Source organism: Sphingobium bisphenolivorans (genome assembly GCF_000412635.1).
GTDB classification, from domain to species: domain Bacteria; phylum Pseudomonadota; class Alphaproteobacteria; order Sphingomonadales; family Sphingomonadaceae; genus Sphingobium; species Sphingobium bisphenolivorans.
Map to the genome: position 1 here is coordinate 90,568 of NZ_ASTG01000011.1, position 25,570 is coordinate 116,137.

Genomic DNA, 25,570 nt, shown 5'->3' on the forward strand with positions numbered 1-25,570 from the left:
ATGAGGGTGCTGGCGTGCGAGCACACCCCTCACCCAGCTACGACTAGGCAGCAAGCTGCCAAGTCTTCGCATCCCTCTCCCACAGGGGGAGAGGAAATATCTTCATGCCGATCAGAACGCGGTAGCGATCGAGCAGGCGGCTGGTCCCAGGATGACGACGAACAGCGTCGGCAGGATGAAGAGGATCAGCGGCACGGTCATGATCGCGGGCAGGCGCGCGGCTTTTTCTTCCGCGCGCATCATGCGTTCGTGGCGGAATTCGGCGGACAGCACGCGCAGCGCCGAGGCGAGCGGGGTGCCGTATTTCTCGGTCTGGATCATGGTGGTGACCACGCCCTTGACCGCATCCAGCTTGACACGGTTGGCGAGATTCTCGAACGCCATGCGCCGCTCAGTGAGGAAGCTGAGCTCGATCGCGGTCAAGTGGAATTCGTCGCCGAGCTCCGGATAGGCCTTGCCCAGCTCGCGCGCGACGCGGCTGAAGGCGGCATCGACGGTAAGCCCCGCCTCGGCGCAGATCACCAGCAGGTCGAGCGCATCGGGCAGGCCCTTGCGGATCGCGGCGGAGCGCTTCTGCACCTTATTGTCGATGAAGATATCGGGCGCCTTGTAGGCGAGCAGCAGCGCGCCGGCAAACGCGCCGAAACGCTTCACCCCGCCCCATTCGGGAAAGATGCCCACGGCATAGAGCAGCAGCGCGGCGATGCTGCCGATCACGATGGGCAGGATCAGGCGGCCGAAGATGACGGCGACGGCCCAGTCCTTCGACCGGATGCCGGCCTGCGCCAGCTTGGTCTGCGCTTCCTTCAGCTGATCGTCCTGAAGCACCTTCAGGCTGGAGAGGAAGGACCGCATTTGGTCGGTCGCCTGGTTCTTCTTGACCAGCTTGGCGCGGCGGCGGGCGGTCGAGGCGGTGATGCCGGCCTTCAGCTGCTCGCGCCGTTCGTTGAGCGCCTTGACCCGCTTCGCCATGGGATCGCGCACGGTCATCACCGCATAAAGGGCGAAAAGCATCGCCAGCGTGGCGAGCCCGGCGAGCAGCGTGCCGAAGTCGGTCGCGGTCAGCCCAAACAGGGTGCCGGCAGGGACGGGAACGGTTTCCATCGCGTGTCTGCTCCCGTCAGATTTCGAAGTTGATCATCTGCGCCATGATGAAGGCGCCGATGCCCATCCAGCACATGCCGCCGATACCGATGATCTGCATCGTCGAGAGGCCAAAGATACCCGCCGGGTCGGGCGTGAAGAAGGGCGACATATATTGATAGTTGATGTAGCAGATGAGGCCGAAGACGAGGAAAGGCAGGCAGCCGATAATATAGGCGGACGCCTTTGATTCCGACGACATCGCCCGGATCTTGAGCTTCATCTGCGCCCGCTGGCGCAGCACCGTCGCGAGGTTGGAGAGGGTTTCGGCCAGATTGCCGCCCGTCTCCCGCTGGATCGCGAGGCTGATGACGAAGAACTGGAATTCCGGCGTGCCCAGGCGGTCGGCGGTTTCCTGAAGCGCCTGATCCATGGTCTTGCCGATCTTGATCCGTTCGGTGATGAGCTTGAACTCCTCGCCGACGGGCCCCGGAATTTCGTTCGACACGACGCCCAGCGTCTCGCCGATGGGGAGGCCCGAGCGCAGGCCGCGCGTGAGCAGTTCGAGGGCGTCCGGGAATTTGGCGTTGAACTGGTTGATCCGCTTGGCGATCAGGCGACCGACCCACATGTGCGGCAGGCCAAGGCCCGCCGCCATGCCGAGCAGGATCGCGAACAGCGGCGGGAAGCCGCGCAGCATCAGCAGCGCGCAGATCAGCAGGAAGATGGTGGCGGCCGCCGTCATATATTGGCTGACCGTCCACTTCTTGCCGGTCATGCGGATGCGCTTGGCCAGATTCTCCGGGTTGGGGACCAGCGACACCAGGATGGAAGCTTCGGGCTTGATCGGGCGATTGGAGATCACCTTGCGCATGCGCGCTTCCATCATCGCCTCGGTCGAATCGCCGTGACGCCCGCGGATCAGTTCCATGCGGCGCTTCTGCGCCTTGTCGGGGGACGGACCGGCGAAGGCCATGGCGACCAGACCGAGCAAGGTCGCCAGCAGCACCGCTATCAGAAGGAAATTGCCGTCCATAAGTCGCCCATTCCGTAGAGGAGGTCAGGCCGCCGTCTTGTCCTTGCGGCGGGAGGGGATCATGCTCTTGAGATCGCTGATCTTGCCGAGCAGGCTGTCCCCCTTCTTCGCGGGCGCGGCGGGCCCCTCCGCTTCACCATCCTCGATCGCGCCGAGCACGGCTTCGGCGAGCGTCACGCAAGCGGCGCCGACCTTGTTGCCCTTGGCCGTTTCGGCGAGCGTCTTGCCGAGCTTCGCCGCTTGCGAGGCGGTCTTGAGGTCGAAGGGGATGCAGATATCCACCTTGCGCTCGATCGACTGTTCGAAGTCCTTGCGGCTGATCTCCGGCGCGCCGGGATGGACGCGGTTGGCGACCACCAGCACGCGCGACTGCGGCGCATTGGTCTTGAGCCAGGACAGGATGCGGATCGAATCGCGGGCGGCGGCCAGCGTCATTTCCGTCACGACGACCGCCATGTTCACGTCGCTCATCAGCGCGGGATGGTGGATCAGCATGTTGCGCGGGAGGTCGATGATCGTCGATTCGAAGGCGGCGCGAAACTCCTCCAGCAGCTGGTAGAAGGCGCCGCCATCGGTCAGCATAGGCTGGCTGATCGGCGCTTCGGCCGACAGGATCGCCAGATTGTCGCTGGCGCGCACCATGGCGCGCTCGATGAAGAGGCCGTCGATGCGGCTGGGATTTTCGATCGCATCGGTGAGGCCACGGCCGGGCTCCAGATCCATCGCCAGTGCATTGGTGCCGAAATGAACGTCGAGGTCGAGCAGCGCGGTCGAGCGCTTCTTCTTGTCGCTGAGCAGCCATGCGAGCGAGGTCGCGATGCTGGACGCACCTACGCCGCCGCGCGTGCCGATGACGGCGGTGGTCATGTGGGGCCGTTCCGGGCCGGCGTCACGCGGCGCGAAGAACACCGCCTGCGCCTGCGCCAGCGCGTCGCGCAGTTGGTCGGCGCCGAAGGGCTTGAGCAGATAATCCTGAATGCCGCTGGCGAGCAGGTCGCGGTAGAGGCGGACGTCGTTCACCTGGCCCGCAGCGATGACGACCGTGCCGGGCTCGCACACCTCGGCGAGGCTGTTGATGTCGCCCAGCGGATCGCCGCTCTCCGACATGTCGACGAACAGGATCTGCGGGCTGGCGGTGATCGACAGGCTTTGCACCGCATTGCGCATGCCGCCCTTGTTCACCTTTTCCGGCGCCCAGCCCATTTCGGCCGCGACCGCGCGCAGCAGGTCGAAGCTGTGATCGTCGCAGACGAAGGCGTGGAAGGGGTCCCGCTGGCCAGACATGCCGGGTTTCCAGGGAGCGTTCATATCATTTGCCTCCCGCAAGTGTTTTGAGGTCGCCCGACCCTGTGGGGGCCTTTTCGCGATAGGTGGAAATGGCGCGGTTCGATGTCGCGGTGCGCAGGTCGCTTTCGCTGCTCTGGCCGCGAACCAGATCGTTGGGATTGGCGACCATGGCGGCGAGATTGCCGTTCACCCCGCAACCGAAATTGGAGGAAGCGCCCATCTGCATGTCGTCTTCGCTCTTGTCGCGCCAGTCGGGACAGCCCGGGACGCTCGCCGTCGCGCGGCGGACGATCAGGCGGACGCTGCCCTGCGGCGCAGTGCCGGGCGCGGCGCTGCTGTCCTCGCCCACCAGCATGCCGTGGCGGGCGACGACATCGGCGATGCCGTCACGAAGGGCGGGGCTGATATAGGCGGACTCGGTCGCGACCGCGACCTGATCGCCATAGCCAAGGCCGATGGAGGCGAACCAGTCGTCCAGCCGCCGGGCCTCCGAGCCGCTGAGGCCGCCGTCCGGGCCGGCCTGCACGTCATAGGTGAAGGCGGTTTGGCTGACGACCGGCTGATGGATCGATTCGACGCCGCGATTGACACTGGTCTGACAGGCGGCGAGCGGCAGCGCGAGCAGGGCCAGGGCGCTGATGCGGATGAGGTGTTTGCGTGACGGGATGGTCATGGCGTTCGCCCTTCGGATCAGAAGCTGAAGCCCGGCGCGGCGGCGGACTTGCCGTTGCGCTGTGCGGTTTGCGTGGCGGGTGCCACCGAAGCCTGCGGGCCGGGCGCTGGCGCCGGACCAGTCGGTGCGCGGCTGGGCATCGGTGCGCGCGCGCCGCTGATGCCGTCATGGCCCTGCTGAAGGAAGAGGCCTTGGCCCTGATTGGCGTTGCGGAAGCCGTCGGTCGGCAGGCGCACGTCGGCGGCGTTCATCGGCCTCACCAGATAGGGGGTGACGACGATGACCAGTTCCGTCTCGTTGCGCTGGAACTGGCGCGACTTGAACAGGCTGCCCAGGATCGGCAGGTTGCCGAGGCCCGGCACCTTGTCGATAGCGTTGCTGGTTTCGTTGTTGAGCAAGCCCGCGATCATGAAGGCCTGACCCGAACCCAGTTCCACCGTGGTTTCCGCCGTGCGGCTCTTGAGCGCAGGCACGCTGGAGTTGATCGAGAAGTCGAGGCTGGACACCGTCGGGCGGACGCGCAGCGAGATGCGGCCGTCGGCGAGGACCGTGGGCGTGAAGGCCAGCTGCACGCCATATTGTTTGAACTCGATGCTGTTGCCCTGCGTGCCGTTGCTGACGGTGTAGGGATATTCGCCGCCCGCGAGGAAGCTGGCGGTCTCGCCGGAGAGCGAGGTCAGGTTGGGCTGGGCGAGGGTGGTGGACAGGCCGGTGGATTCGGCGAGGTCCAGCACCGCGCCGACATCCAGACCCAGCACCCGTGCGACGCCGGCGATGCTATAGCCGCCATCCGTCACATAGTTGAAGGTCCCGCCTCCGCCGGCGTTGAAGGTGATCGCATCGCGATTGCCGCCACCGATGCCGCCGGCCCACTTGCCGCCTGTTCTGTCCAGCGACTTCCAGTTCATGCCGATCTTGTGGCCGAGATCACGCGACACTTCGGCGATCTTGACCTGAAGATTGACCTGAAGCGGCGTCGCGGTGCGCAGGCGGCTGACGACTGTCACATCCTTGCCGACAAAGGCCTGGGTCAGGCGCTCCGCCTCGGCGGCGTCCTCGGGTGCGGCGATGGTGCCGGTGAGGAGAACCATGCCGTTCATCGTGTTGACGGCGATCTGGGCGTTCGGCATCGCGAGCTTCAGCATGTCATCGATGCTGGTCAGGTTGTTGCCGACGCGGACCGTGCCGGAGAACAGCACCTTGCCGTTGGTTGCGGTCGCAAAGACGGTGGTTTCGCCCGCCGCCTTGGCGATCAGGTAAAGCTGGTTTTGCGAGCGGACATGGACATCGACCACTTCCGGATTGCCGATGACCACGTCGGACATCTTGCCCGGCAGGTTGATGACGCGGCTGCCGCCGACCGACATCAGGATCGCATTGTCCTGCGCGGAGACGGGCGCGGCATTGAGCGCGGTCGTCGGCGCGGCAGCGGCGGCGAGGGCGAGGCCGAGCGCCAGAGCCGGGGCAAGCAGCGGCTTGGCCGCCACGCTGCCAGCGAAATCGGTGAACCCCTTCATCTTACTTCCCCCCGACCGGAACGACGGTCACACTGGTGCCGCGAGCGACCCGGATCACGGGGCCTTGCGGCGCGACGATGACGGCAGGCGCGCCACCAGGCGCGGCGGCTGGAACTCCGCCCGCGGGCATGGCCTGCATCGGCTTGGCTGGGACGCTGCTACGCTGGTAACGCGAGACGTCGGCGCCGGTGGAATAGGTGGTGCCGCGATCGATCGGGCGCGCGGTGAGGCTGGCGAGCAGCTTCTTTTCCGCGTTCGGATTGGTGCCGTCGGGCAGGTCCACGTCGCTGCCGGCGATGGCGGCGTCGAGTTCCGAACTGTTGTCGGCGAGCGAGCGGAGCGACAGGGACAGCGAACCGATGGTCTGCGCGACCGCGATCTTCTCGGCGATCTTGGGCGTGACTTCGAGCGTGACGTTGGAATAGGTCTGGACGACCGGCTTGCCGTCCGCGCCGAGCGCGTCCATGCGCTGGTCGGTGGCGAGCACGCGCAGGTTGCGCAGCACGGTTTCGGATACTTTGAGCGGCTCGCCGTCGCCGCCGCCCGAGACGCTCTGCGTCAGGACGAGGTCGACGCGGTCGCCGGGGAAGACGAAGCCGGCGACGGAATTCTGGGCGGAGACGGGCACCGTGACGGCGCGCATGCCGGGGCCAAGCGCGGCGGCGAGGAAGCCGCGGTCGCCCGGATTAATGACCGAGCCCAGCGTCATCGGCTGGCCGGCGGAAATGGCGGTGCGCACGACGCTGCCCACCAGCTTCTGCGGATCGGCCTGGCCCTTGATATAATAGGCCTGCTCGACCAGATCCTTGGGCCAGGGCTGGAAGCGGAAGCTTTCGGCATCGAGGATGGTGCCGACCGGGAGCGCCTTGGTCGCGACCAGCACATGGGGCTGGTCTGCTTCGACCGGCATGGAAGAGGCGCCGGCCTGCGGGCTGCCGGAAGAACTCAGCATGTTGCGCGCGAGCAAGGCTGTAGTGATCGCTATGATTAGCGCCCCCACCAACAGCACGATTTTCTTGGCATCCATGATGAAATTCGCCTCCCTCAATCAGACGAGTTGCGCCTGAGCCCCGGATGATTACGCAAAATGGTTAAGATATCGTTCGCCAAGCAGCCACATGGCCGCGAGCGATATGGCGATGCCGTAGGGAATCTGCGGCTGGCCTAGCCGCCGGGTCATGCGGTGGTGCACGACGGTCACGATGGTGACGCCGCCCCCCAGCAGCGCCATCAGCATCAGCATCGACAGGGTCGCCTGCCAGGGAAACCAGAGCGCCAGCGCGCCGAGCAGCTTCACGTCGCCGCCGCCCATGCACCCCAAAGCGAACAGCAGCGCAAAGGCGGAGAAGACGATGAACGCGGCGAGCAACTGCACGCCGACGCCCGGCCACAGCGGCAGGCCGCTGGCATACCACCAGAGCGGCGCCAGCGCGGCGACGGTCAGGTTCAGCCGATTGGAGATGATCCGCGCGCGCAGGTCCGTGACGGATGCGACGATCAGCAGCAAGGCAAGGGCGCAGACGAGCGCCAGTCTGAAATATTCCCCCAACATGGAGTAAAACTATAGACCGCATGGCTTACCAAACCGTAACCATGCGCCGCATGGATTCGCCCTATCCCGTCCCCGCTGTTTTCGATCGCCGCGCCTGGCCGATGGACGGGCGGTTGGACTATTGGACGGCGGCGGACGGCTGGCGCTTGCGGCGCTACCGGCTGGGGAGCGGGCGGCGCGGGCGGTTGCTCCTGCTCGGCGGGCGCGGCGACATGATCGAGAAATATCTCGAGGTCGTGCATCATTGGGCCGAGCGCGGCTGGGCCGTCACCAGCTTCGACTGGCGCGGGCAGGGCGGATCGGGGCGCACGACGGGCGACCCGCTCTGCGGCCACATCGACGATTTCGCGCAGTGGATCGATGATCTCAACGCTTTTGCGACGGATTGGCGGGCCGAGGGCGATGGCCCGGCGGCGATCGTCGGGCACAGCATGGGCGGGCATCTGCTGCTGCGCGCGCTGGCGGAGGGCATGGCGCGGCCGGATGCCGCCGTGACGGTGGCGCCGATGATGGGGCTGCATACCGCGCCGCTGCCGCTATGGCTGGCGGGCGGCATCGCGCGGGCGATGTGCGCCGTTGGCTTTGCCGAGCGGCAGGCGTGGACGCAGCAGGAGGAGTCGGAGCGGCAGAGGAGGATGCGGCAGAAGCGGCTGACGCACGATCCGGATCGCTATGCCGACGAGCTCTGGTGGCGGGACCATGGCCGGGACATCGCGCTGGGTCCGCCGAGCTGGAACTGGGTGAGCCAAGCGCTTCAGTCGACACGGGCGCTGGCGCAGGGCGAGGGGCTGGCGGGGATCGACGTGCCGCTGCTGATCCTGGCGGCGCAGGCCGATCGGCTGGTGTCCACGCCTGCCATTCGCCGCATTGCCCGGCGCATTCCGGGCGCGCGTCTGCACGTCTATGGCAAGGAGGCGGCGCACGAGATTTTGCGCGAGCTGGACCCGGTGCGGCTGGATGCACTGCGGCGGATCGATGGCTTCCTCGATGAGGTCGCGCCGCGATGACGCGGCCGGATATCGTCATCGTTGGCGGCGGCATCGCCGGGGCCAGCCTGGGCGCGGTTCTGGCGGAGCAGGCGCGCGTCCTCCTGCTGGAGATGGAGCCGCAGCCGGGCTATCATGCGACGGGCCGGTCGGTCGCCTTCTGGGAGGAAACCTATGGCGGGCTGGCGGTGCAGCCGTTGACGACCGCGTCGGGGCCGATGCTGGCCTCGCCCGATCCGGACTTTTCTCTCGTCTCCTTCCTCTCGCCCCGGCAAACGCTGCATGTCGGGCGTCCCGGCGATGAGTCGGCGCAGGACAAGCTGCTGGCGGATTTCGGGGATCGGGTGGCATTGCGGGCAGTCGATCCCGCCGCTCTGGTGCCGGGGATCAGGGCGGATTGGACGTTGGGACTGCTGGAGCCAGGGGTGTGCGACATCGATGTCGCTGCGCTGCATCAGGCCTATCTGCGGCGCTTCCGGACGTTGGGCGGCGAAGTTCGGCTGGCGTCGCCGCTCAGGGCTGCGCAGGCGGGCAGCGGGTGCTGGACGCTCCAGACAGGCGCGGGTTCGATCGATTGCGGAATAGTCGTGAACGCGGCCGGCGCATGGGCGGACGATGTCGGGCGCGCATGCGGCGTCGCGCCGATCGGCATCACGCCGCTGCGCCGCACCGTCGTGCAATTGCGGGTGCCGGCCATGCCGTCGGCATCGCTGCCGCTGGTCATGGATCTGGCCTCGCAATTCTATTTCAAGCCCGAGGGGGAGGGGCGCGTCTGGCTGACCCCGCATGACGAGGAGCCTTCACTCCCCTGCGATGCCGCGCCGGAGGAAATGGCGGTCGCAGAGGCGATCGCGCGGTTCGAGCAGGTGGTGGACTGGCCGGTGGCTGCGGTGGAGCGCAAATGGGCGGGGCTGCGCAGCTTCTCCCGCGACCGGGCGCCGGTCTATGGCTTCGACCCGCAGGCGCCGGGTTTTTTCTGGTTTGTGGGGCAGGGGGGCTTTGGCATCCAGACGGCGCCGGCGGCGGCCCTGCTGGCGGCGAGTCTGCTCACCGGGGAGGGGCGGCCGAGGGCGGTGGCTGCCATCGATCCGGCCACCTATGCGCCGGAGCGGTTTCGCGTGTGAAGGCTGATATCGGCTGTTCGTGACCCGGGCACTTGGGACCCCATGCGCTTACCCCCGAAAACTCTCCGCTGCCGCGCAGGCGAGCTGGTCGGCGCGTTCATTCTCCGGATGGCCGGCATGGCCCTTAACCCATTGCCACGTGACCTTGTGGCGGGCGGCGGCGGCGACGAGCAACTGCCAGATTTCCGCATTTTTCACTGGCTTGCGATCCGCCGTCTTCCAGCCATTTTTCTGCCAGCCGAACACCCATTTGGTGATGCCGTCCATGACATATTTGCTGTCGGTATAAAGGGTCACGCGGCAGGGGCGCTTGAGCGTGTTGAGCGCCTCGACCGCCGCCATCATCTCCATGCGGTTGTTGGTCGTCTGCGCCTCCCCGCCGGAGATTTCCTTTTCCGTGGTCCCGAAGCGCAGCACCGCGCCCCAGCCGCCGGGCCCCGGATTGCCCTTGCATGCGCCGTCGGTGAAGATCTCGACTTGCGGCAGGTCGTTCATGTGCCAAGCAGCTGGGCGGGCGTCGCGGCCGCGTAGAAGTCCAGCCGGCGCAGGAAGGCGAGCGGGTCCTTGCGCGTCACCAGCGCGTCGGCCGGCGTGTTGATCCAGTCATAGGCGCGGGTCAGCATGAAACGCAGCGCCGCGCCCCGGCAGAGGATCGGGAAGGCAGCGCGCTCGGCATCCGAGAGGCCATGCGCAGCTTCATATCCGGCACACAAGGCGCTGGCGCGGTCGCCGAACCAGGTCGCGCCATCATTGCTGAACACCCAGGCACTGTGCGTCACCGCCAGGTCATAGGCACGTATGTCGGTGCAGCTGAAATAGAAGTCGATGAGACCCGTGACTTCATCCCCCAGCATCAGCACATTGTCGGGAAAAAGGTCGGCGTGGATGACCGCGCGTGGCAGGTCGGCGGGCCAGTGCGCGTCAAGGAAAGCGAGTTCCTGCGCCACCCGATCCTTGAGGCCCGGCGCGATCTGGTCGAAATCATCGCCGCATTTCGCCGCCAGATCATGCCAGCCCGGCAAGTCCAGCGCATTGCGCCGCTCGCCCGCAAAGCCTTCCGCCGCGCGGTGCATCTCGCCCAGCGCCGCGCCGGCCGCATGGGCCTGCCCAATGGTCGGCTCCGTCACCGAAATGCCCGTCAGAAATTCGATCAGGCAGGCGGGACGGCCGCTCAGCTGCTGAAGGCGCGTGCCCTCCCGATCGGGGATGAAACGCGGGACGAGGCAGCCGCGCGCGCCCAGATGATCGAGCAGGTTCATGAAGAAGGGCAGGTCCGCCTCGTCCACGCGCTTCTCGTAGAGCGTCAGGATATAACGATGGCCATTGCCATCTGCGCCGGTGGTTTCGAGCAGATAATTGCTGTTCTCGACCCCCTCGGCGATACCCTTGGCGGAGACGAGGCGGCCTGCGTCGTAGCGGGTGAGGAAGGCGTCAATCTCTTCGGCGGGAACATGGGTATAGACGGCCATCGGATTTAAGCGGCCTCCAGACCGCGGGGGAGCTTGAAGGACATGCTTTCCTGCGCCGTTTCGACCTGCTCCTCGATCAGCTCGTACCGCGAGCCGATCCGATCTACAACTTCGCGGACCAGAATCTCGGGAGCCGACGCGCCCGCGGTCAGCCCAAGGGTGCGGACGTTGGCGAGCCAGTCGAAATCGAGCTCATCTGCGCGCTGGATCAGGCGGGCGGGCGTGCCCTCCCGCTCGGCCACTTCGACCAGCCGCAGCGAGTTGGAACTGTTGGGCGCGCCGATCACATAGAGAGCGTCACAGCGGGAGGCGATCGCCTTGACTGCCGCCTGCCGATTGGAAGTCGCATAGCAGATATCCTCGCCCTTGGGCGCATGGATGGTCGGGAAGCGCCGGTGCAGCGCGGCCACGATGGCGGCGGTGTCGTCCACCGACAGCGTCGTCTGCGTCAGAAAGGAGAGGTTGTCCGGGTCGGCGGGCGCGAAGCTTTCTGCATCCTCGACCGTTTCGATCAGCGTCATCGTGCCTTCAGGCACCTGGCCGAAGGTGCCGACGACTTCTGGATGCCCCTTGTGGCCGATGAAGAGGATGTGGCGGCCGGCCTGCACCTGCCGCTCTGCCTGGCGGTGAACCTTGCTTACCAGCGGGCAGGTGGCGTCGAGATAGTCGAGGCCGCGCTCCTCCGCCTTGGCGGGCACCGCCTTGGGCACGCCATGCGCGGAAAAGACCACAGGTACGCCGTCGGGCACCTGGTCCAGTTCCTCCACGAAGATCGCGCCCTTGGCCTTCAGCGTGTCGACAACATATTTGTTATGGACGATCTCATGCCGGACATAGACCGGTGGGCCATATTTCTCGATAGCCCGTTCGACGATGATGATGGCGCGATCGACACCGGCGCAAAAGCCGCGCGGGGCGGCGATGAGCAGCTTCATGGGCGGGCGAGAGGTCATGGCAACCGCGCTTAGGCGAATGTGGCCACTGATGAAAGCCGCTTCCTTTCGGTTGCGTGCGGCGCGGGCTATGGATAAGAAGCCCCACGCCTGCTCCCAAGGGATTATCTCGTGACCTTTTCTCGAATTGCGCTGACCGGAATGCTGGCCCTTGCCCTTGCGGGCTGTTCGCGGCGGGGTGAGATCGACCCGACCGGCGGTATCGTCGCGGTCCGTTCGCCCTGCCCGGTGGCGGCGATCCCTGCGCAGACCGGCGATATCACCCTCTTCAATCCGGCCGGCAGCACCGATGCGCGCGCGATCGACGTGGTGGCGGACATCACCAATCTGCGCTCGACCTGCTCGGAAGGCGACCAATTCTACACCGAGGCGAGCTTCACCGTGAATGCGCGCCGCACGGATGCGACCGCCGCGCGTCAGGTGGTGTTGCCCTATTTCTCGGCCGTGGTGCGTGGCGGCAACGCCGTCGTCGCCAAGCGGGTGGGGCAGGTCATGCTCGACTTCCCGGCCGGCCAATACCGCGCCAGCGCGACGGCCAAGGCCGGTTCCTATGTGAACCGCACGGCAGCCACCTTGCCCGCCGACATCCAGGCGAAGATCAACAGCAAGCGCAAGGCGGGTGACGCCGATGCGGCGATCGATCCGTTCGCGCAGCCGGACGTCAAGGCGGCGCTGCAGCGAACCAGCTTCGAGCTGCTCGTGGGCTTCAACCTGACCCAGGATCAGCTCCGGTATAACGCGACGCGCTAAGCCCGTTTGATTTGTTTTCCGTTCGGGCTGCGCGAAGTCGAAGCCTGCCACTGAGCGAAGCGAGGTGCTTCGCTATGCTCAGCAGGGCCGTTGACCTACGGTCCTCTGGCGGGTCGACTTCGCTCAGGGCGAACGGAGTTGAAGGAAACCGACCTTGTCTCTCTATATCCGCTTCATCGCTCATCTCGACGCCGTGCTCGACGCATTGGAGACGGACGGCACGCTGCCCGCTGGGCTCAACCGCAAGCCGGTAACGGTCGAGCCGCCGCGCGACGTGACGCATGGCGATCTTGCGACCAACGCCGCCATGGTGCTGGCGAAGCCCGCCGGCACCAATCCGCGGGCGTTGGCTGAGAAAATCGTTGCGGGTCTTGAGAAGCTGGACGAGGTGGAGGGCGCATCGGTAGCGGGGCCGGGCTTCATCAACCTCAAGCTCACCGACGCGACGTGGCGCGCGGAACTTGCCGCCATCCATGCAGAGGCCGGCGATTATGGCAGGTCCGACGCAGGGCAGGGCGTCACCGTCAACGTCGAATATGTGTCCGCCAACCCGACCGGCCCGATGCATATGGGCCATTGTCGTGGCGCCGTGGTGGGTGACGCGCTCGCGACCCTACTGGAATATGTCGGGCACAAGGTGATCCGCGAATATTATATCAACGATGCTGGCGGGCAGGTGGATGTGCTCGCCCGCTCGGCGCACGTCCGCTACCGCGAAGCGTTGGGCGAGGCGGTCGGCGATATTCCGGAGGGGCTCTACCCCGGCGACTATCTGGTGCCGGTGGGACAAGCCCTGGCGGCTGAATATGGCGACAAATATGTCGGCGCGCCGGAGCATGAGTGGCTCGTCCCGTTCCGCACCAAGGCGGTCGCCGCGATGATGGAGATGATTCGCGCCGACCTGGCGCTGCTTGGCATCCATCACGACATCTTCTCTTCCGAAGCCGAGTTGCAGGCCGCCGGCAAGCCGGAAGCGGCGGAGGCCTGGCTGCGCGCGCATGATCTGGTCTATGATGGAGTGCTCGAGGCGCCCAAGGGTGAGCTGCCCGACGATTGGGAGCCGGTCGAACTGCCGCTGTTCCGATCGACCAGGTTCGGCGACGATCAGGACCGGCCGATCAAGAAGTCGAACGGCGCCTGGACCTATTTCGGCGCCGACATGGCCTATCATTTCCAGAAGGCGCAGAACGCCGATCAGCTGATCGACATCTGGGGTGCGGACCATGCCGGCACGGTCAAGCGCATCCAGGCCGCCGTCGCCGCGCTGACCGAGGGCAAGGCGCGGTTCGACGTGAAACTGATTCAGATGGTGCGCCTGCTGCGCGACGGCGAACCGGTGAAGATGTCCAAGCGCGCCGGCAATTTCGTGACGCTGGCCGACGTGGTGCGCGAAGTGGGCAAGGATGTGGTCCGCTTCACCATGCTGACGCGCAAGGCCGACGCGCAGATGGACTTCGACTTCGCCAAGGTGGTGGAAGCGTCGAAGGACAATCCGGTCTTCTACGTGCAATATGCCCATGCGCGCATTTCCTCGCTCGGTCGCCGGGCGGAGGAAGCGGAGATGGACCTGCCCGCGCCCGACCTGTCCCGGCTTGGGACGGAGGAACTGGGCCTCGTGAAGCTCGCCGCACAGTTCCCGCGCGTGGTGGATGGCGCTGCGTCGGCCCGTGAACCGCACAGGATCGCGTTTTATCTCAATGATTTGGCGTCAGCGTTCCACAGCTGGTGGAACATGGGCAACGACAATCCGCAGGCGCGGGTCATCCTGGCCGACGATCCTGCCACCACTTCTGCACGGCTTTTCTTGAGCCGGGGAATCGGGCAAATCATCCGCAATGGTCTGGCACTCATGGGCGTCGCCGCGCTCACGGAGATGCAATAGCGGAGTTCGGTGAATGGGTGACTATGTGCGGGGGCGGCTCGATCTGGATGATGAGGATCGCCTGCCCTGGCTCGAACCTGGCATCGAGGATGATGAGGATCGCGGCCTCTCTCCGCTGAAGCTGCTGGGGTTCATTCTGTTCGGCCTGATCCTGATCGGCGCTGTCGTGGCGGGCCTCTGGTTCGTCCAGAACCGCGTCGGCGGCGGGGCCGCGGGCGAGGGCAAGCTGATCCCTGCGCCGCAGGGCGACTATAAGCTGCCGGCCAAGGAAGCGGACGCCAAGAAGTTCGAGGGAGAGGGCGACGCGAGCTACGCGGCGAGCGAAGGCGTGGCGCGCGACGGCCGGATCGATCCCAGCCGCGTGCCCGAGGCGCCGATCACGCCGACGGGCGTTGCCAAGAATGTTAAGCCGGTGACGCCCGAAAAGCCGGCGCAACAGGTCACGACCCGCGTGGCCGACGCCACCGCCGCCAAGCCCCGAGGCGCAGCGGCCCGCCCGGCCGCGGGCGGCACGATCCAGCTGGGCGCCTATGGCAGCCAGTCGGGCGCGAGGGACGCATGGAAGCGCCTGTCGCAGCGCTTCACCTATCTGGCGCCGCTCACCATGTCGATCGAGGCCGCGGAGGTGGGCGGCAGTACCGTCTATCGCCTGCGCGCCGTCGCGGGCAAGCAGGCGAGCACCCTGTGCGGCAAGCTGAAGGTGGCAGGGGAAAGCTGTCTGGTGGTGAGCTAAACCCCTTCGACAGGGCGCGTCTCTGCCGCTACCATCCGCTTTATGAAACCCGTTATCTTTGGCCTTTTCGGTGAGACGCTGACCCCCGATGAGCGCGCCTTCTTCGCGGAGGCGCAGCCGGCGGGCTATATCCTGTTCCGCCGCAATATCGTTGATCGGCGGCAGCTGCGCGCCCTGACGGACGAGCTGCGCTCGCTGCATGGCCGTGACGACCTGCTCATCATGATCGATCAGGAGGGCGGGCGCGTAGCGCGGATGCAGGCGCCGGAATGGCCCAGTTTTCCTCCGGGAGCAGTGTTCGACCGGCTTTATGAGATCGCGCCATCCAGTGCCATCGCCGCTGCCCGCGCCAATGCGCGCGCCCTCGCTGCCACGCTGGCGGAAGTCGGCATAACCGTCGATGCGCTGCCGTTGCTGGACGTGCGGCAGGAGGGCGCAAGCGACATCATGGGCGACCGCACGCTGGGGGCCGAGCCGATGCGCGTCGCTGCGCTCGGTCGCGCCGTCATCGAAGGGCTGAGCGACGGCGGGGTGGTCGGCATCGTCAAGCATATGCCGGGGCACGGCCGCGCGCTGGTGGACAGCCATCACGAGCTGCCCATCGTCACCGCCGATGAGGATGCGCTGGCGGTCGACCTCGCGCCGTTCCGGGCGCTCAAGGATGCGCCGATCGGCATGACTGCGCATGTCGTCTACACCGCCTGGGACCCCGATTTTCCCGCCAGTCTGTCCGCCTCGGTGATCGAAACGATCATCCGGCAGCGCATCGGTTTCGACGGGCTGCTGATGTCGGACGACCTCGACATGAAGGCGCTGAAAGGGAGCATCCCCGAGCTTGCGGCGGCGACGGTCGCGGCGGGGTGCGATCTGGCGCTCAACTGCTGGGGGCGGATGGATGATATGGTCGGTATCGCGGACCTCCTGCCGGAGATCGAGCCGAGCGCGCGCGAGCGGCTGGACCGCGCCATGTCGTCGCCTCGCCGCTCGTCCGAGCCGAAGCCGCTGGAGGAGTTGCTCGCCACCCGAGACGCGTTGCTTGCACTGGTTTCGGCCTGACGGGTGGACGATCTTTTCACGCCTTCGCCTGCGCCGCGATCGGAGACGCTGACGGTCAGCTTCGAAAGCTGGGAGGGGCCGCTCGACCTGCTGCTGGCGCTGGCGCGGACCCAGAAGGTCGACCTGCGGGAGATTTCGATCCTCGCCCTGGTCGAGCAATATCTCGCCTATGTCGAGGGCGCGCGGAAACTGAAGCTGGAATTGGCGGCGGATTACCTGGTGATGGCGGCCTGGCTCGCCTATCTCAAATCCTCGCTGCTGCTGCCGAAGGAAGCGCAGCCTGAGCCTAACCCTGAAGAATTGGCGCTGCGCCTGCAATTGCGGCTGCAGCGGCTGCACGCGATGCGGGAGGCGAGCGCGCGGCTGATGGCGCGCGACCGGATCGGCCGCGACGTGTTCGTGCGCGACAAGCCGGAGGGTCTTCGCCTCGTCCGCAAGGCGAAATGGGCGGCGAGCCTGTTCGATATGATCCAGGCCTATGGGCAGATCCGCGCGCGCACCCAGCCGGTCGTGCACATGGTGGCGGTGCGCCCGGTGATGACGCTGGACGAAGCCATCCAGCGCGTCGGCACGCTGGTGGGCACTTCGATCGACTGGACCGCGCTGGAAAGCTTCCTCCCCTCCGATCAGGATGGCCCGATGACGAAGTCGGCGCTCGCCAGCAGCTTCGTCGCGGCGCTGGAACTTGCGCGGCAGGGCAGGCTCGAGATCCAGCAGGAGGGGATTTTCGAGCCGATCTTCCTGCGCGCCGCCCTTCCGCAACCCGCCGCAGGAGGGCTGCTGTGATCCAGGAACCCGATGATTTCGCGCGCGCCGTCGAAGCGGCGCTGTTCGTCAGCGAGCAGCCGCTGACGCTGGCGGAACTCAAGCTGCATGTCGGCGACGGCGGGGACCTGCCCGCGACGTTGGCGCAGCTCAGCCAGGATTATGCGGGACGCGGGATCAATCTGGTCGAGCGCGGCGGGCGCTGGCACTTCCAGACCCCGCCTGACCTCGCCCACATATTGCGGCGGGAAAAGGACGAGACGCGCAAGCTTTCCCGCGCGGCCATGGAAACGCTGGCGATCATCGCCTATCATGAGCCGGTCAGCCGCGCCGAAATCGAAGCCGTGCGCGGCGTGCAGGTCGCCAAGGGCACGCTGGACGTGCTGATGGAGGCTGGATGGGTACGGCCGGCGGGGCGGCGTGAAGTGCCGGGGCGGCCGCTGATTTATGCGACGACCGTAGAATTCCTGTCACATTTCGGCCTTAGCAGCCGCCGCGACCTGCCGGGAATAGAGGATCTTCGCGCCGCCGGGCTGCTCGACCCGGTCGATCTCGCGCTGGAGGGTCTGGGCGCGCAATCCGTTCTGGAAAATGACGACGAAGAAGCCTAGAAAGGCTGAGTTTCAGGAGAATGTTGAGATGGGTTCCTTTTCGCTGATGCACTGGGTCATCGTGCTCCTGGTGGTCATGCTGCTCTTTGGTGGCGGCCGGATTTCCGGACTAATGGGTGATGTCGCCAAGGGCATCAAGAGCTTCAAGAAAGGCATGGCCGAGGACGACGACGTGCCGACCAAGCCCGCGACGCGTATCGAGGGCCATCGCGTGCCCGAGCAGGACGCGCCGACCGCCACGGACGAAAAGACAAAGGCCTAAAGCCTTCTTCAACTTCTGCGGTAGGCTGGCATGTTCGATATCGGTTCGTCCGAACTTTTGCTGATCGTGATCGTCGCGGTGGTCGTGATCGGGCCCAAGGACTTGCCACGCGCGCTTTACAAGGTGGGGCAGATCGTCGGCAAGGCGCGCGGAATGGCGCGTCACTTCCGCACCGGCATCGATGCGATGGTGCGGGAGGTCGAAATGGAGGAACTGGAAAAGAAATGGGCCGAGCAGAACCGCCGGATCATGGATGAGCATCCGCCCGAAACGGTCCAGCCTGCGGCGGACTCCCTCGCGGCTCCGATGGTGAACAACACCCCGGCACATGATGCCCCCTTCGTGGCGGAACCGGCGCCGATCACGCTCCAGCCGACCGTCGCGCCGCCGCCCGCTGCGGCTGACGGCCCGCCTTATCTCGCCGAAAAGCCCGCCGCCGTCAGCAAGGGCGACAGCCCGGCATGAAGGATATTGACGAGAGCAAGGCACCGCTGCTCGACCACCTTATCGAACTGCGCGGCAGGCTGTTGAAATGCGTTTGGGCGCTGTTTCTGACCGGCGCGGTCTGCTTCTATTTTTCCGACAAGATCTTCGCCTTCCTCGTTCATCCGCTGAAGGAGGCCTTTGGCGATGGGGGCGGGCGGCTGGTCTATACCAAGCTGTACGAAGCCTTCTTCGTGCAGGTGAAGGTGGCGATCTTCGGCGCCTTCTGCCTGTCCTTTCCGATCATCGCGAACCAACTCTGGGCCTTCGTCGCGCCGGGCTTGTACGCCAAGGAAAAGAAGGCGCTGCTGCCGTTTCTGGTCATGACGCCGGTGCTGTTCCTGATGGGCGCCAGCCTCGCTTATTTCGTCGTGATGCCGACGGCCTTCCACTTCTTCCTGCAGTTCCAAGGGAATAGCGGCGGCCTGGCGGTGGAGGCGCTGCCCAGCACGGACGCCTATCTGACGCTGGTGATGCAGTTCATCCTGGCGTTCGGCATCAGCTTCCTCATGCCGGTGCTGCTGATGCTGCTCAATCGGGCAGGCTTTGTCACCCGCGCCCAGCTGATCGGGCTCCGCCGTTATATGATCGTCGCGGCTTTCATCGCGGCCGCCGTGTTGACGCCGCCCGATGTCGTCTCGCAGCTGATGCTCGCGATCCCGCTGCTGCTGCTCTATGAGATCACGATCGTCGCGATCTGGTTCACCGATCGCAGGCGGGCGAAGGAAATCGAGGCGATCGACCCGTCTGCCTGATGGGAGTTGGGAGGCCCGCCCTTTCGGACGGCCTCCCGAACCAAATCAATCAGCGGCGTCTTCGACAGCCTGGCCAGCGCTCTGCACGTCCTTGCCCGCGCCTTCGACGGTGTTGCAGGCCGCGACCAGCAGCGAACCGGTCAGCAGAAGGGCGGCAAAAATCTTCTTGGTCATCATCATCATCTCCTTCGGGAAAGACGCTTCAGCCGGGGCGGCTCAGCCACGGCGGGGCCAAGGGAAAACTCGCTGGCGGGAAAAGCGTTCCGCAACCGAAAATATCGAGGATTTCTGAACCTGCCCCAAAAAATCTGAGCCCGGAACGCGTCGGGGGGGGGAGATGCGTTCCGGGCTCATGTTTTTTTGGATAGCAAGAGCGGGGGGCAAAAGATTTGCTATCCGGAATGCAGAACGTGCGGTGTGACCATTCGGTTCCGGCGGCGGTGAAAAAACTGATTATTAAATCCAGCCTGATTACAACCGCTTAAGAGGTTGCCGCAGCATTAACCATGAAAAGATCGGTGCGGCTGCGATTTTTTCCGGCTTCAGATCACTGGCCGGCCGCTATTTCGATATTCCGGCTTCAACTCGGGCTGCGGAATGGCGAGCACCGGTCGCGGAACGGAGGGCTCGGGTTGAGGCAGTAATTGGGTTGCCTGCCCGGAGGCGGGGCTTGTCCACGCCGCCGCAGCGCTGATGACCGGCGCGATCGGCAGCGGCCGGAGAGCAGGACCGGATTGGAACTCCCGTCCCAGATAGGCTGAGCGGAAGGCTCCCGGCATTCCCGCTGCGCCGGATGAACGATAGAAGATATGGGCGCCGATCACGGCGACCGGCCGCATCGCCGCCGCCCAAAGGGGGCGAACCGCCAGCGTGTGGTAGAAGGTCGCGAGCCCCACGGGTTCATAGACTTTGCCCGCCAGCGCCTGCTCCGCGATCCTTCTGGAGCGTGCCCACGCCGCCACGATGGTTCGGCGCGCCATCGACCCGTCGCAGCTGAAGGTGAACTGGCACCGCAGATCGGTACGCTCCGATCCTTCATACACGACGCCGCATACGCTTTTCGGCCAGTTCGGGTGGCGCACACGATTGAGCACGACCTGCGCCACCGCGCGCTGGCCCTCCTCGGGTTCGTTTCCTGCCTCATAGTAGATGGCAGAGGTGAGGCAGTTGAGCGCGCGATAGCTGTCGACCGCCGTCAGGCCGCGGAACGCCATGGCGGGCGCTGCCTGCACTGCTTCCAGTCCCAGCACATGCTCGCTCTTCAGCGTCGCTGCACCAGCGGCAGGGACAAGCGCGCCCTGCGCGAAGAAATAGGCGGATCCCGGGAAATTCTCGCCCGCATCCTCGGCCGGGTCAGCGCCCGCATGGGCCGCTGCAAGCAGGTCGAGCGGGGCGGCGGTGATCAGGCGCGGCACGACCAGCGCGATGAGCGCCAGCGCCGCGATCGCGCCCTGCCATCTCCATGCCGCCCTGCCCGCCAAGATCGAAGCCTTCTGGAAAAATCGTTTCGACAGATGATTATAGCGCAAGAGTCTTGCCACTTCCTCTCCCGATTCCTCCCCACCCGTTTCTGCCCTGTCCCCCTGTGGGACGGTGCGCGCCAGGGGGGAGGCTCCCGGCCGGCGAAACGGCTCTTTTGCGCCGCCATCATTCCGTTGCTTGGCAAGGCCGCATCTCGTCCGCTATGCGTGGGTCATGCTGGTTCAGAAAGATAGCCTCGCGCTGATTGGCAACACGCCGATGGTGCGCCTTGCCGGCCCCTCCGCGGAGACGGGCTGCGACATCTACGCCAAGTGCGAATTCGCCAATCCCGGCGCTTCGGTGAAGGACCGGGCGGCGCTGTTCATCGTCAACGATGCCGAGGAAAAGGGGCTGTTGCAGCCCGGCGGCACGATCGTCGAGGGGACGGCGGGAAATACGGGCATCGGCCTCGCGCTCGTCGCCAATGCCAAGGGCTACAAGACGATCATCGTCATGCCCGAGACGCAGAGCCGGGAAAAAATGGACACGCTGCGCGCTCTGGGCGCGGAACTGGTGACGGTGCCCGCCGCGCCCTATTCCAACCCCGGCCATTTCGTGCACACGTCCCGCCGGCTGGCGGAGGAGACGGAGGGCGCGATCTGGGCCAACCAGTTCGACAATACCGCCAACCGCAAGGCGCATATCGTCGGCACCGCCGAGGAAATCTGGGCGCAGCTGGACGGGCAGATCGACGGCTTTACCTGCGCGGCCGGAACCGGCGGCACCATTGCCGGCGTCGGCCTGGGCCTCAAGGCGCATGATGAGAATATCACCATCGCGCTGACCGACCCCTATGGCGCGGCGCTCTACAATTATTACGCGCATGGCGAGCTGAAGGCGGAAGGAAATTCGGTCGCCGAAGGCATTGGACAGGGGCGTATCACCGCCAATCTGGAAGGCGCGCCGATCGACACGCAGTTCCGGGTTTCCGACGAGGAAGGGCTGCTGTGGGTGAGCCGGCTGCTCGCTGAAGAGGGGCTATGCCTTGGCCTCTCCTCGGGCATCAATGTGGCGGGCGCGGTGGCGCTGGCGAAGCAGCTTGGGCCGGGCAAGCGGATCGTCACGATCCTGTGCGACACCGGTTTTCGTTATCTTTCAACGCTCTACAATCGGGAGTGGCTGGAATCGAAGGGCTTGACGGTCTTCCCCTGGCTCGCGCACAATCGTTGACCGCCGACATGGGTCGCGGCGGCGAAGAAAAAGAGCGCTTCATGGCTGAGACACCCCGACGACAGGAAGGGTTGCAGCGGGTCCAGATCGGCCTCACCGGACTGGCGGGCGTGGTGCTGCTTGTGGGTTTGGCGAACATCGTGATCGACAAAGCGCGGATCGATGATCCGACCGTGCCGCCGCCGACGGTGCCGACGCTGGACGTGAACGCGGTCGCGCCCAAGGAGCCGCTCGCCGAACTCGGCGTGCAGCCCGCGCCGGAGCAGGCGCCCATCGTGCCCGACCTGCAACCGGACCCGAACCTCAAGAAACCGATGGATCGCGAGATTCAGCCGACGCCGCATTAAGATCGGTCGATTGGCTTGGGGGCAGCGCTCAGGACATTGATGATGCTCTGGCTGCCTGGCGTGCTCGTGCTGCTGGGTGGCTTGCCGGCGTTGCTGCGCACGGGGCAGGTCGATCCGCGTGGGTGGATGTGGGCGGCGTTGCTGCTGCTTCCGGTCGCGGCGTGGCTGACCGCGCGCCGATGTGCCGGAGCTGCGGTTTGGGCTAGCGTGGGTGCTGTGGGGATGGTGCTCTGCTGCGCCTTTCGGGCTGCGTGGCGGGTGCCGGAATGGGGGACGGCAGCTTGGTTGCTCGGCCTGGCGCTTATCGTTACCCTCGCGGGGCAGATGCTCGGTGATCCTGCGCAAGCAGGAGCGCGGCGAAAGAAGGGGTTGGGGCTGGTGCTCCTGGCGCTGGGGGCGGCGTGGCTCGCGAGGCCGCATTTCATTGCGCCCCTCCCACAGCGCCCGCAACTGGCGGTCATCAGCGGCCTTCCACTTTTTTGGCGGGAGGACGGGCAGGGCCTTGCCGCCAAGACAGACGCGCCGATCATCACAGTCCTGCGCCAGCGGTTCGACGTCGTGGCGGTCGATAGTCCGCTCGCGCTGGCGAAGAGCAGGGCCAGGCTGTTGCTTCTCGCTCAGCCGCGCGCCTTCTCGATGGAGGAGTTGGTCACCTTGCATGGCTGGATCAGCGGCGGCGGCACGGCGCTGATCCTCGCCGATCCGGAACTGCGCTGGCCCTCCGACCTCGCCTTGGGCGACCGGCGACGGCCTCCCGCCGTGACACTGCTGTCGCCGATGATCGCGATGATGGGCGTGAAGCTAATGCCCGCGAACGGCCGAGGGGAGGTGCGCCATTTTCTGGGCGACGGCCGGGTTCTGACGCTGTTCGCCGCGTCGGGCTTCGAGGCTGCCGGACCCGACTGCCGCATTTCCGGCCGGGGGTTGGTGGCGCGCTGCGCGGTGGGGAAGGGGCGGGCGACGATCGTGGCCGACGCTGATCTGATCGACGACCGCCTGTGGCTTGCCGATCCTGCCGCGCCGCTCGATCCGGCCCGCTGGACTGCGGACACGCCGCCGTTCGTGGCGCAGGCGCTCGGGCAGCGATTGCCGGAGGGGCGCAGATGGGTCCGGTCGGGTGAGGCGCTGGTCGGAGGCGTCCGCTGGGCGGTTCTGCTCGGGTTTTTCTGGGCTGTGCTGGGAACGCTGTTCTTCAGCGGAATATTCCGTCCCCGTGCGGGCGTTTCTGAACCACCGCTCACCCCTAGGAAACAGGCCAGGAGCAGCTGAGAACCAGAACAAAACAGGATTTCCCATCCTCACCCAAAATATCCCTTTTCTTGAACCCCGTGGCTTGGTATTTGAAGGCCATAGGGGTTTGTCAGGCTTTGTTCGTCCTGTGGGCCGGTTCGCTCTCGCGCGATCCGGACGCTGATGGCCTGCGCCCCGCGAACAGAGGGGCCAATAGTCCAAAGTGTCGGATGTCATTCTCTTTACGGGCAACGCGTTCAGCGTCGCGGACGGCAAAGGCCGGTTCGTGCTGCCCCTGGAGATGCGCCGGCAGGTCAAGCTTTCCAGCGGCAATGAAACCCGGCTTTTTCTCTCGGTCCATGGCGGCAACCCCTGCGCTACGGCCTTCGGAGAATCGCACCGGCGCTTTCTGTTCACGGAAGTCGAGGAATTGGACCGCGAAGCTCGTGCGGCTGGGCGGGACTATGACGCCGATCTGGAGCTGGAACGCCGCCTCGGCACGATCGAGGAGGTCAATTTCGACGAGGGCGGCCGCTTCGCCATGCATCCCGACATCAAGGAGGAATATGGCATCACCGACGCCGTCTTCTTCTATGGCGTGGGCCGCTACATCCAGATCTGGAAGCCCGAGACGCTGGTCGACAGCAAGGACCGGCCCGAACTGATCCGCAACAAGGTGCGCCGCTGGCTCGACCAGCGCGCGGCGGGAGGGGGCAAGTGAGCGCCTCCCTCGATCCCGACCGGCATATCCCCGTCCTCATCGAAGAAGTGCTCGACGCCCTCGCCATCAACCCCGGCGAGGCGCATGTGGACGGCACGTTCGGTGCGGGCGGCTATTCCAGCGCAATGGCGGCGAAGGGGGCGAGGGTCTTCGCCTTCGACCGCGACCCCGATGCGATCCGCGAAGGGCAGGCGCTGGCGGACGAGAGGGGCATCACCCTGATCGCCGGCGAGTTCTCGCGCATGGAGGAATTGCTGGCCGAGCGCGGGGTCAACTCTGTCGCGGGCGTGACGCTGGATATCGGCGTGTCCTCAATGCAGCTCGATCGGCCGGAGCGGGGCTTTTCCTTTCAGGGCGACGGGCCGCTGGACATGACGATGAGCCAGAGCGGGATGAACGCCGCCGATTTCCTGAACAACGCCCCTGAGCAGGAGATCGCCGACGTCCTCTACCGCTATGGCGAGGAGCCGCGCTCGCGCCGGGTCGCCCGCGCCATTGTGGAGGCGCGGCCGCTGGAGCGCACCGGCCAGCTCGCCAGCGTCGTGAGGCGCGCGCTCGGCCACAAGCCGCACGACAAGAAGGACCCGGCGACGCGCACCTTCCAGGCGATCCGCATCCATGTGAACCGCGAACTGGAAGAGCTGGAGCGCGGGCTGGAGGCGGCGGAAGCCATTCTGGAGGAGGGTGGCCGGCTGGCGGTCGTGACCTTCCACAGCCTGGAGGATCGCATCGTCAAGCAGTTTCTGCGCAAGCGGAGCGGCAGCGAGGCGAGCGGGTCGCGCCATCTGCCGGAGAAAAGGGCAGGGGAGGCGCCAACTTTCCACAAGCCCGCCAAGGCGGTGCGGCCGGGCGAGGCGGAACTGAGCCGCAATCCCCGCGCCCGATCCGCCACGCTGCGCAGCGCCGTCCGTACATCTGCCCCCGTTTCCCGTCCTTCCCGGAGTGCCCGTTCATGATCGCGGTCAAGAGATTGCAGAGCCTGATCTGGGTATTGCTGGTCGCGCTGGGGGCGCTGGGGGCCTACCTCGTGTCGCTGAAGGTCGCGACCGAGCGTAACGAGTTGATGAAGGTGCGGGCGCAGATCGCGCGCGCCAATGCCGACATCCGTTATCTGGAGACGGAGTTCAGCGCGCGCGCGAATATGCGCCAGCTGGAGCGCTGGAACCAGGAAGATTTCATGTATGCGACCCCGACCGCGCAGCAATATCTGGCCGGCGAGCGCGCTCTGGCGCATCTGGACGGGGTGCAACCCAATGGCCCGGACTATGTCGCCCCGCCGGTGATGGTGGCGATGGTGCAGACGCCCGCCGACCTCCCGTCCGCGCCGCAAGCCGCGCCCGCCAGCCCCGCCGCGACGGAAATCCGCAGCGACCTCGCCGTCATCCGTGAGGCGCACGCGGCCGACAATGTCGACAAGATCGCCAAGGCTTCGGTGAAGACGGCCAAGGAGAAGGCCAAGGACGACGCGGACACATCGAAGCCCAACCCCGTCGCGCGCCGTGCCGAGCGGATGGCGATGCTGGACGCCAAGTTGCTGGACGACAGCACCATCGGCGACATCAGCGCGCAGGCGAAGCGCGAACGCCGCAAGGGGGATCGCTGAG

Annotated in this window: 29 protein-coding genes; 17 read left to right on the forward strand and 12 right to left on the reverse strand. The window is 66.0% G+C overall.

Translation table 11 applies throughout. The annotated features are described in order from the left end of the window. Nucleotides 1-111 precede the first annotated feature (111 nt). Genes L858_RS0110205 through L858_RS0110235 form a run of 7 tightly spaced genes read right to left on the reverse strand, consistent with a single transcriptional unit; the run spans nucleotide 112 to nucleotide 7,148 of the window. Complete coding sequence (locus L858_RS0110205; protein ID WP_022683051.1) at nucleotides 112-1,104, reverse strand: type II secretion system F family protein; 993 nt, start codon at nucleotides 1,102-1,104, stop codon at nucleotides 112-114. A 16-nt stretch (nucleotides 1,105-1,120) separates the two neighbouring features. Further along, the gene (locus L858_RS0110210; RefSeq protein ID WP_022683052.1) at nucleotides 1,121-2,119 is read right to left on the reverse strand and encodes a type II secretion system F family protein; all 999 of its coding nucleotides are present in this window, start codon (nucleotides 2,117-2,119) and stop codon (nucleotides 1,121-1,123) included. Between the two features lie 24 nt (nucleotides 2,120-2,143). Next, on the reverse strand, nucleotides 2,144-3,427 hold the full coding sequence (locus tag L858_RS0110215) for a Flp pilus assembly protein ATPase CpaE (protein WP_022683053.1): 1,284 nt from the start codon (nucleotides 3,425-3,427) through the stop codon (nucleotides 2,144-2,146). A gap of 1 nt (nucleotide 3,428) precedes the next feature. Beyond that, entirely contained in the window at nucleotides 3,429-4,079 is a 651-nt protein-coding gene (locus L858_RS0110220; protein WP_022683054.1) for a CpaD family pilus assembly protein, read from the reverse strand. A gap of 17 nt (nucleotides 4,080-4,096) precedes the next feature. Continuing rightward, nucleotides 4,097-5,596 (reverse strand): type II and III secretion system protein family protein, encoded by a 1,500-nt coding sequence (locus L858_RS0110225; protein ID WP_022683055.1) that lies wholly within the window; start codon nucleotides 5,594-5,596, stop codon nucleotides 4,097-4,099. Nucleotide 5,597: 1 nt separating this feature from the next. Then, on the reverse strand, nucleotides 5,598-6,623 hold the full coding sequence (gene cpaB / locus L858_RS0110230; RefSeq protein ID WP_028056006.1) for a Flp pilus assembly protein CpaB: 1,026 nt from the start codon (nucleotides 6,621-6,623) through the stop codon (nucleotides 5,598-5,600). 51 nt (nucleotides 6,624-6,674) lie between these two features. Beyond that, the gene (locus L858_RS0110235; protein ID WP_022683057.1) at nucleotides 6,675-7,148 is read right to left on the reverse strand and encodes an A24 family peptidase; all 474 of its coding nucleotides are present in this window, start codon (nucleotides 7,146-7,148) and stop codon (nucleotides 6,675-6,677) included. Between the two features lie 41 nt (nucleotides 7,149-7,189). Between L858_RS0110235 and L858_RS0110240 the strand changes: the two genes are divergently transcribed. Both L858_RS0110240 and L858_RS0110245 read left to right on the forward strand, forming a co-directional pair. Continuing rightward, on the forward strand, nucleotides 7,190-8,155 hold the full coding sequence (locus L858_RS0110240; protein WP_193742861.1) for an alpha/beta fold hydrolase: 966 nt from the start codon (nucleotides 7,190-7,192) through the stop codon (nucleotides 8,153-8,155). Further along, nucleotides 8,152-9,258: an NAD(P)/FAD-dependent oxidoreductase gene (locus L858_RS0110245; protein WP_022683059.1), complete on the forward strand. Its 1,107-nt coding sequence runs from the start codon at nucleotides 8,152-8,154 to the stop codon at nucleotides 9,256-9,258. Before L858_RS0110240 ends, L858_RS0110245 begins: the two co-directional genes overlap by 4 nt. A gap of 48 nt (nucleotides 9,259-9,306) precedes the next feature. Here L858_RS0110245 and rnhA read toward each other — a convergent pair whose 3' ends face one another. From rnhA to ispH, 3 genes are read right to left on the reverse strand one after another with little or no spacing between them, the layout of a single operon-like run. Beyond that, entirely contained in the window at nucleotides 9,307-9,753 is a 447-nt protein-coding gene (rnhA, locus tag L858_RS0110250; RefSeq protein WP_022683060.1) for a ribonuclease HI, read from the reverse strand. Further along, a complete protein-coding gene (thrB, locus tag L858_RS0110255) occupies nucleotides 9,750-10,727 on the reverse strand; it encodes a homoserine kinase (RefSeq protein ID WP_022683061.1) in 978 nt (325 codons plus the stop codon). Before thrB ends, rnhA begins: the two co-directional genes overlap by 4 nt. 5 nt (nucleotides 10,728-10,732) lie before the next feature. Then, complete coding sequence (ispH, locus tag L858_RS0110260) at nucleotides 10,733-11,680, reverse strand: 4-hydroxy-3-methylbut-2-enyl diphosphate reductase (RefSeq protein ID WP_028056008.1); 948 nt, start codon at nucleotides 11,678-11,680, stop codon at nucleotides 10,733-10,735. A 141-nt stretch (nucleotides 11,681-11,821) separates the two neighbouring features. Between ispH and L858_RS0110265 the strand changes: the two genes are divergently transcribed. From L858_RS0110265 to tatC, 9 genes are all read left to right on the forward strand, one after another. Then, nucleotides 11,822-12,430: a hypothetical protein gene (locus L858_RS0110265; protein WP_022683063.1), complete on the forward strand. Its 609-nt coding sequence runs from the start codon at nucleotides 11,822-11,824 to the stop codon at nucleotides 12,428-12,430. Between the two features lie 154 nt (nucleotides 12,431-12,584). Further along, nucleotides 12,585-14,312 carry an arginine--tRNA ligase gene (gene argS / locus L858_RS0110270; protein WP_022683064.1) on the forward strand — a complete coding sequence of 576 codons (1,728 nt, stop codon included), beginning with the start codon at nucleotides 12,585-12,587 and terminating at the stop codon, nucleotides 14,310-14,312. Nucleotides 14,313-14,325: 13 nt separating this feature from the next. Then, nucleotides 14,326-15,045, forward strand: coding sequence for an SPOR domain-containing protein (locus tag L858_RS0110275; RefSeq protein WP_022683065.1), 720 nt, complete (start codon nucleotides 14,326-14,328; stop codon nucleotides 15,043-15,045). Between the two features lie 42 nt (nucleotides 15,046-15,087). Continuing rightward, nucleotides 15,088-16,101: a beta-N-acetylhexosaminidase gene (gene nagZ / locus L858_RS0110280; protein WP_022683066.1), complete on the forward strand. Its 1,014-nt coding sequence runs from the start codon at nucleotides 15,088-15,090 to the stop codon at nucleotides 16,099-16,101. 3 nt (nucleotides 16,102-16,104) lie between these two features. Next, the gene (locus tag L858_RS0110285; protein ID WP_022683067.1) at nucleotides 16,105-16,887 is read left to right on the forward strand and encodes a segregation and condensation protein A; all 783 of its coding nucleotides are present in this window, start codon (nucleotides 16,105-16,107) and stop codon (nucleotides 16,885-16,887) included. Next, a complete protein-coding gene (gene scpB, locus L858_RS0110290) occupies nucleotides 16,884-17,477 on the forward strand; it encodes an SMC-Scp complex subunit ScpB (protein WP_022683068.1) in 594 nt (197 codons plus the stop codon). The genes L858_RS0110285 and scpB overlap by 4 nt, the downstream gene beginning before the upstream one ends. 28 nt (nucleotides 17,478-17,505) lie before the next feature. Then, nucleotides 17,506-17,739, forward strand: coding sequence for a twin-arginine translocase TatA/TatE family subunit (locus tag L858_RS0110295; protein WP_022683069.1), 234 nt, complete (start codon nucleotides 17,506-17,508; stop codon nucleotides 17,737-17,739). Nucleotides 17,740-17,769: 30 nt separating this feature from the next. Next, entirely contained in the window at nucleotides 17,770-18,204 is a 435-nt protein-coding gene (tatB, locus tag L858_RS0110300; RefSeq protein WP_022683070.1) for a Sec-independent protein translocase protein TatB, read from the forward strand. Then, nucleotides 18,201-18,977 (forward strand): twin-arginine translocase subunit TatC, encoded by a 777-nt coding sequence (gene tatC / locus L858_RS0110305; RefSeq protein WP_022683071.1) that lies wholly within the window; start codon nucleotides 18,201-18,203, stop codon nucleotides 18,975-18,977. Before tatB ends, tatC begins: the two co-directional genes overlap by 4 nt. Nucleotides 18,978-19,022: 45 nt before the next feature. On the opposite strand, the gene L858_RS0110310 is transcribed toward tatC, so the two are convergent. Beyond that, a complete protein-coding gene (locus tag L858_RS0110310; RefSeq protein ID WP_028056009.1) occupies nucleotides 19,023-19,151 on the reverse strand; it encodes an entericidin A/B family lipoprotein in 129 nt (42 codons plus the stop codon). Between the two features lie 368 nt (nucleotides 19,152-19,519). Continuing rightward, the gene (locus L858_RS0110315) at nucleotides 19,520-20,461 is read right to left on the reverse strand and encodes a cell wall hydrolase (protein WP_028056010.1); all 942 of its coding nucleotides are present in this window, start codon (nucleotides 20,459-20,461) and stop codon (nucleotides 19,520-19,522) included. 211 nt (nucleotides 20,462-20,672) lie between these two features. Here L858_RS0110315 and L858_RS0110320 point away from each other — a divergent pair, with 211 nt between their 5' ends. The 6 genes from L858_RS0110320 (at nucleotide 20,673) to L858_RS0110345 (ending at nucleotide 25,569) form a co-directional block, all read left to right on the forward strand. Continuing rightward, nucleotides 20,673-21,668 carry a cysteine synthase A gene (locus tag L858_RS0110320; RefSeq protein WP_022683074.1) on the forward strand — a complete coding sequence of 332 codons (996 nt, stop codon included), beginning with the start codon at nucleotides 20,673-20,675 and terminating at the stop codon, nucleotides 21,666-21,668. A gap of 41 nt (nucleotides 21,669-21,709) precedes the next feature. Further along, nucleotides 21,710-22,015 carry a hypothetical protein gene (locus tag L858_RS0110325; RefSeq protein ID WP_028056011.1) on the forward strand — a complete coding sequence of 102 codons (306 nt, stop codon included), beginning with the start codon at nucleotides 21,710-21,712 and terminating at the stop codon, nucleotides 22,013-22,015. Between the two features lie 42 nt (nucleotides 22,016-22,057). Next, a complete protein-coding gene (locus tag L858_RS19920) occupies nucleotides 22,058-23,284 on the forward strand; it encodes a hypothetical protein (RefSeq protein ID WP_238564953.1) in 1,227 nt (408 codons plus the stop codon). A gap of 184 nt (nucleotides 23,285-23,468) precedes the next feature. Beyond that, a complete protein-coding gene (locus L858_RS0110335) occupies nucleotides 23,469-23,966 on the forward strand; it encodes a division/cell wall cluster transcriptional repressor MraZ (RefSeq protein WP_022683077.1) in 498 nt (165 codons plus the stop codon). After that, complete coding sequence (gene rsmH / locus L858_RS0110340) at nucleotides 23,963-24,922, forward strand: 16S rRNA (cytosine(1402)-N(4))-methyltransferase RsmH (RefSeq protein ID WP_022683078.1); 960 nt, start codon at nucleotides 23,963-23,965, stop codon at nucleotides 24,920-24,922. Before L858_RS0110335 ends, rsmH begins: the two co-directional genes overlap by 4 nt. Further along, complete coding sequence (locus tag L858_RS0110345) at nucleotides 24,919-25,569, forward strand: hypothetical protein (protein ID WP_022683079.1); 651 nt, start codon at nucleotides 24,919-24,921, stop codon at nucleotides 25,567-25,569. The genes rsmH and L858_RS0110345 overlap by 4 nt, the downstream gene beginning before the upstream one ends. The last annotated feature ends 1 nt before the right edge of the window (nucleotide 25,570 follow it).